This is a genomic window from Ferrimonas sp., from assembly GCF_048263965.1.
In the GTDB taxonomy this organism is placed as follows: Bacteria; Pseudomonadota; Gammaproteobacteria; order Enterobacterales; family Shewanellaceae; genus Ferrimonas.
On sequence record NZ_JBLXDO010000033.1, the window covers coordinates 22271 to 28270 of the forward strand.

Consider the following 6000-nt stretch of genomic DNA (forward strand, 5'->3'; position numbering starts at 1 on the left):
TGAGAATGAAAACAAAGGATAGGCGTGGATGAGAGTCGTTGCTGTTAGTGTGGGTGTCCATGTATGGGGGAATGGTACAAGGGCACCAGCAAATCCCGTGGAGAAATGGGATAGCTGAGCAACAGAGCTCTTGGTGCCCTTGTCAGGTTCGGAGAGCTTACTGCTCTCTGCGCTTGTTGTGCACGACGCAGAAGTTGCCCCTGCGGGTGCGGCACTTGGAGCATCTTTCACAGATAACTGGGCTGCGGTCGCCCTCTTTCCAACGCTTAACCAGGTGAGGTTCGGCCAGCAGGGGGCGTGCAATGGCGAAGTACTCGATCTTAGTGCTGCTGGCGATCTCTTCCAGAGTCTCGATGTCAGACAGGCCGCCGACGGTGATGACTGGTACATTGATCTCTTCGCTGACCACCTTGCCAAAATCCAGGAAGTAGCCCTCTTCCTGAATCTTATGCTCGTCAAACTCCTCTCCCACCAGGGTGTCTGCCTTGCCGTGAATGTTGCCGGAAAGCTCAATGGCGTCGACGCCAACGGCTTCCAGGTTTTTGCAGATGACCCTAGTCTCATCGAAGGTGAGTCCGCCTTCGAAGAAATCTGACGCGGTCAGTTTCACCATGATAGGGAAGTCGTCGCCCACCACCTGGCGCATCTTGGCGTAGATCTCCAGCAGGAACCTCATGCGGTTCTTGAGGCTTCCACCATATTCGTCTTCCCGGCGGTTGTAGTAGGGGCTCAAGAACTGATTGATCAGATAGGTGTGGGCGCCATGGATCTCGACACCGTCAAAGCCGGCTTCCTTGGCTCGCCAAGCGGCCTTGGCGAAGGCATCGATGATGTAGTCGATCTCCTCTTTGGTCATCGCCTTGCCCAATGTTTTGGTGCCTCTCTCCGGCACTTCACTGGGGGCGAAGATGACTCTTTCGCCCACGTTGTGGGTGGTCTTGGTGCCGCCATAGGCCAGTTGCATGACGATCCTGGCGTCACTGTCGTGGACCAGGTCAGTCAGCTTGATGTACTCGTTGATGAAGGAGTCATCGTAGATCCCCATCATGCCCGGGTTTGGCTGCTCTTCCTGAACGATGTTGGCGTAGCCGGTGATGATCAATCCCACTTCACCCTTGGCCAGTTCATCGTAGATTGCGTAAAGCTTATCGGTCATATGGCCATCTTCGGTGGTCATATTTTCCCAGGTGGCGCTTCTGACAAAACGGTTCTTCAGTCTCATGCTTCCGATATGGGACTGCTCAAATAAGCTCTTCAATTCTGGCCTCAACAACACGCAAAAAAATTGGCCGAATTCTTACATGAAAACCTGATGGTGTACCTGAGCCTAGATCTCACAAAAATAATGAATTTTATACATTGAGTAGATGCATGACGGTCATGGGTGAGGCGCAGTCGTACCACGTTCGGGCATGTGGCTGATATGAAGGGATTTATCGGATAATGAGCAAATTCCTTTGCCGGTTTCAGTGCAGGTAAGCGCTAACGTTGGCAGGTCGCGCGCTCAAAGAAAGTTGGCCAGCTTAGCATCTGCTGAGCTGGCCGTGATTAAGGAGGGATTATCCGCCTGGCTATATATGCCCTTTAGGGCGTGAAGCGATGAGGCCTCAATGCTGCTGCAGCCAGTTGTGCACCTTGTCGTTGGCCAGGTCGGCGGAGGAGTGCATGAACCAGTGGCCTCCGGGGAGCGATTCCACCTGGCCCTTATCCAGGGCTTCTACCTTCTCGGCCCAGCTGTTGGCATGGAACCACACCTTCTTGTCCTTGCCATAGAGGAACAGGAAGGGGGTGCCATACTCTTCCACTTCCAGAGAGGGGGGAAGCTGTTTGGAGACGATGGACTTCCACAGATGCCAGTAGGGGTAGGTCAGGCGTGGATCCGAGCGCAGGTCGTCGATGGTCTTGTGCGGGTCCACGTCCTCGATGTGCAGAATCTCCTCGGCGGTGTAGCGGGTGAGGCTCTCGCCCCAGGATTCGGGCAGCGCCCAGGCCACCGCCAGGGCGAAGGTGTATTTGACGTTGATGGAGGGGCGCTCCTCGTCGCCGAAGCTGCCGATGTCGTACAGCACCACCCGGTCAACCAGGTCGTTTTTCGCCAGGTACTTGAAGGCAAACACCGCGCCCCAGTCGTGTGCCAGCACCGTCACCTTGTCTTTGCCCAGTGTTTTGATGAAGCCGTCGATGATTGCCCGGGTTTGTTGAATGTTGAATTCGGGGCGCTGGCCGTTGTCATCCAGTTCGAAGCCCGGCAGGGTGAAGCGCACACAGGTGTAGTAGTCCTTGAGGTAGTCCACCTGCTGGTCCCACATCTCCAGGCTGTCGGGGTAGCCGTGGATCAGCACCAGGGTTTCTGGGCCGTCCCCCTCAATCTGGTATTCCAGGGTGTTGATGATCTCCGGCAATCTGGCCTGGAACTCCTCGTCGGGCATGGGGCCGTTGGCGGAGAATGAGTAGAGCATGTATAGAACGGGAGAGAGTAAAACCAGTACTGCGATAACAGCGGTCACCACGACTTTCTTCATGTTGCTTCCTTTCCTGCAAAGTTCTTTTTGAGTTGAAAGTACTCATCCTCGCGATGGAGGAGTCTCTGTGTTGTCCGATTTCAGCTGTTCCCCAACAACTGCCAGCCTTGAGGTCGTCGGGGCGAACTCGTCGGGCTGCGGTCGTGTCATCCTCATTGAAAATCAATTTAGAGCAATTGCTCTAGTTTAGTATGGCCGTGAATGTTACTAATGATCAACACTTTTTGAACCAGATTGAAAGAGGATGGCGGCAGGGTTTGACCAGAGTTGTTACAAAAGGGCTGTATTTTTCCCCGGTGATTGGACAGGGTGTTCTGATATTCTGGTTGTTCAGTCCAATCTTTTGAGCAAAACACTGAGTCTGCAGTGTGTTTGCCAGAGGCCGTGTTGCCACAAGGAGCCGAACATTGACCCACAGTAAGGAAGCTAAGGCCCTGGTGGCCTGCATGGCGATCACCGTGTTCTACGCCATCTATCGGCTGTTCAATACCCTGATGTTCTCTGACTGGACCAACGGCGCCGAACTGACCGGTTTCGTTGCCGTCTGTCTGTTGTCTCTGGCTGGCGCCTATGGAGGCTATCAGATGCTGTCCCGCCGGCGCTTTCCCTTTGTGCTGGTGAGCCTGTTCTGGGCGGCGCAGTCCTTCTATCTGCACGGCACTTCCGGGGCCTGGGATCTGGGCGAAACCCCCATGCTGGGTCTGGCGGCCAGCCCCGAAGCCACCTCCATTACCGTCAGGCTGCTCCCGCTGGCGATGTACGTTGTGGTAACCGTGCTGTGGCTGACCCAGAAGCACCTGACGGTTTCCACCTCCGCCGAGCACTCTTCCTAGACCGTCTATCGGCTGAGTGCTTCCGCTCCCAAGCGTGTGGAAGTGCTCAGCGGCGCCCATCTGGCCAGCCTAAATCCATCCTGCTGTTTCCCATTGGTTTTCCTTTTTCTGTTCACCTTTACCCCCCCCCTTAATCGAAAAATACGGTTGCGTCGATAGCTTGTAATTGTTTTTTTGATTTGCCGGTCTGGGGCACTATAGCTCCATCGACGCAGCGGGCGTCACCATTTAAACCTTGCGAATAAGAGAGATACGACATGATCAACACTCAGATTAAGCCTTTCAAAGCCACCGCCTTCAAACAGGGCGAGTTTGTAGAGATCACCGAGCAGGACGTTAAGGGCAAGTGGGCGGTATTCTTCTTCTACCCAGCCGATTTCACCTTCGTTTGCCCCACCGAGCTGGGCGACCTGGCTGACCACTACGAAGAGCTGCAGCGCCGTGGCGTCGAGGTGTACTCCGTGTCCACCGATACTCACTTCACCCACAAGGCCTGGCACGACAGCTCCGACACCATCGGCAAGATCAACTACTTCATGGTGGGCGACCAGACCGGCACCATCACCAACAACTTCAACGTGATGCGTGAAGGCCAGGGCCTGGCAGACCGCGCCAACTTCCTGATTGACCCTGAGGGCGTCATCCAGGCGATGGAGATTACCGCCGAAGGCATCGGCCGCGACGCGGAAGACCTGATGCGTAAGGTGAAAGCGGCGCAGTACGTGGCCAACAACCCAGGTGAAGTGTGCCCCGCCAAGTGGAAAGAGGGTGAAGAGACTCTGGCGCCTTCCCTGGACCTGGTCGGCAAAATCTAATCTCTGCCGGGTTCTCTCCCCAGTGCCCCCCGTCGCCCTGGTGCGGCGGGGTGGTCATTGGTCATCAATTCACTCCCATCATCGATCACCACTGAATTTCTGAGGTTCCACCATGTTAGACCAAGCGATGAAGCAGCAATTACAATCTTACTTGTCCAACCTGAAGTCCGATGTGCAGCTGCGCCTGAGCCTGGATGACAGCGAAACCGGCAGCAAGCTGGCGGCCCTGGCGGCGGACATCGCCTCTTTGAGTCAGCGCATCAGTGTGGTCCGGGATGACAGCCACAGCGAGCGCAAGCCGCTGATGCTGGTGGAGAACCTGGAGAAGGGCACCGCCATTGGCTTTGCCGGCCTGCCCATGGGCCACGAATTCACCTCCCTGGTGCTGGCATTGCTGCACAGCGGCGGCCACCCCATCAAGCTGGAGCCGGAGACCATAGAGCAGATTGCGGCTCTGGACGCTGAGCTTCAGGTGGAGATTTTCATCTCCCTCTCCTGCCAGAACTGCCCCGAGGTGGTGCAGGCGTTCAACATGATGGCGGCCATCAACCCGCTGGTGTCGGTCACCATGATCGACGGCGCTGCCTTCCAGGATGAGGTGAAGTCCCGTGACATCCTGGCGGTGCCCAGCGTGTTTGTGAACGGTGAGCTCTTCGGTCAGGGGCGCATGTCTCTGGCGGAGATCCTCGGCAAGGTGGACAGTGGCGCCGCCGAGAAGCAGGCGGTCAAATTAAACCAGCAGGCGCCTTTCGAAGTGCTGGTGGTGGGCGGCGGTCCGGCCGGATCCTCTGCCGCCATCTATGCGGCCCGTAAGGGGGTCCGTACCGGGGTGGTGGCCGATCGTTTCGGCGGTCAGGTGCAGTACACCATGGCCATCGAGAACTTCATCTCGGTCAAGGCCACCACCGGCCCCAAGCTGGTGGCCAGCCTGGAGGAGCACGTCAAGGACTACGGGGTGGAGATCATCACCGAGCAACGTGCTGCCAACATCGTCGGTGCCGAGGAGAGTGGCGACGGCTACATCCATGTGGAGCTGGAGAGCGGCGCGGTGCTTCGGGCCCGCAGCGTCATCACCAGCACAGGCGCACGCTGGCGTGAGATGAAGGTGCCTGGGGAGCAGGAGTATCGCAACAAGGGTGTGGCCTACTGCCCCCACTGTGACGGCCCACTGTTCAAGGGCAAGCGCACCGCGGTGATTGGCGGCGGAAACTCCGGCATCGAAGCGGCCATCGACCTGGCCGGCATCGTCGAGCATGTGACCGTGCTGGAGTTTGCCGATACCCTGAGGGCCGATCAGGTGCTGATCGACAAGGCCAATGCCACTGCCAACATCGAGATCATCACCCTGGCCCAGACCACTCGGGTACTGGGTGACGGGACCCGGGTCACCGGCCTGGAGTACAAGGATCGCAGCAGCGGAGAGTTGCATCAGCTGGCGCTGGCGGGGATCTTCGTTCAGATTGGTCTGGTGCCCAACAGCGAGTGGCTGAAGCAGAGCAAGGTGGCCCTGTCTGAGCGCGGTGAGATTGAGGTGGACGCCCATGGTGCCACCAGCCTGGCGGGGGTGTTTGCCGCCGGTGACGTGACCACCGTGCCCTATAAGCAGATCATCATCGCCATGGGCGAGGGGGCCAAGGCCAGCCTGGGGGCGTTCGATTACCTGATTCGCACCCCGGTGCCCGCCGAGCAGACCGAGGCCGCCTAACCGTTGCCATAGCCAAGCTTCAATGCCAGTTAGAGCCCCTGACTGGCATTTTTTATGGTTCATCGCGCATTACCGGGAAAAGCGGCTCGTATCTTCAGGAAGAAGTAGTCGCTGTCCCGGTATCC

At 57.4% G+C, this 6000-nt stretch carries 5 protein-coding genes; 3 read left to right on the forward strand and 2 right to left on the reverse strand.

Annotated features, from left to right (window positions below; translation table 11 throughout):
• Positions 1 to 157: 157 nt before the first annotated feature.
• Both ACN0RV_RS18875 and ACN0RV_RS18880 read right to left on the reverse strand, forming a co-directional pair.
• Positions 158 to 1276, reverse strand: a complete 1119-nt coding sequence (locus ACN0RV_RS18875; protein WP_417350089.1) for an NADH:flavin oxidoreductase — start codon at positions 1274 to 1276, stop codon at positions 158 to 160.
• A gap of 331 nt (positions 1277 to 1607) precedes the next feature.
• Positions 1608 to 2522 carry an alpha/beta fold hydrolase gene (locus tag ACN0RV_RS18880; RefSeq protein WP_417350091.1) on the reverse strand — a complete coding sequence of 305 codons (915 nt, stop codon included), beginning with the start codon at positions 2520 to 2522 and terminating at the stop codon, positions 1608 to 1610.
• Positions 2523 to 2929: 407 nt separating this feature from the next.
• Here ACN0RV_RS18880 and ACN0RV_RS18885 point away from each other — a divergent pair, with 407 nt between their 5' ends.
• The 3 genes from ACN0RV_RS18885 (at position 2930) to ahpF (ending at position 5875) form a co-directional block, all read left to right on the forward strand.
• Positions 2930 to 3355 carry a hypothetical protein gene (locus ACN0RV_RS18885; RefSeq protein ID WP_417350092.1) on the forward strand — a complete coding sequence of 142 codons (426 nt, stop codon included), beginning with the start codon at positions 2930 to 2932 and terminating at the stop codon, positions 3353 to 3355.
• A 257-nt stretch (positions 3356 to 3612) separates the two neighbouring features.
• Complete coding sequence (gene ahpC, locus ACN0RV_RS18890) at positions 3613 to 4170, forward strand: alkyl hydroperoxide reductase subunit C (protein WP_417350093.1); 558 nt, start codon at positions 3613 to 3615, stop codon at positions 4168 to 4170.
• 112 nt (positions 4171 to 4282) lie between these two features.
• The gene (gene ahpF / locus ACN0RV_RS18895; RefSeq protein ID WP_417350094.1) at positions 4283 to 5875 is read left to right on the forward strand and encodes an alkyl hydroperoxide reductase subunit F; all 1593 of its coding nucleotides are present in this window, start codon (positions 4283 to 4285) and stop codon (positions 5873 to 5875) included.
• Positions 5876 to 6000: the final 125 nt, after the last annotated feature.

Coding starts and splice junctions, on each gene's coding strand:
- ACN0RV_RS18880 (WP_417350091.1), bottom strand. CDS start 2,522: ATGAAGAAAGTCGTGGTGACCGCTGTTATCGCAGTACTGGTTTTACTC.
- ahpC (WP_417350093.1), top strand. CDS start 3,613: ATGATCAACACTCAGATTAAGCCTTTCAAAGCCACCGCCTTCAAACAG.
- ahpF (WP_417350094.1), top strand. CDS start 4,283: ATGTTAGACCAAGCGATGAAGCAGCAATTACAATCTTACTTGTCCAAC.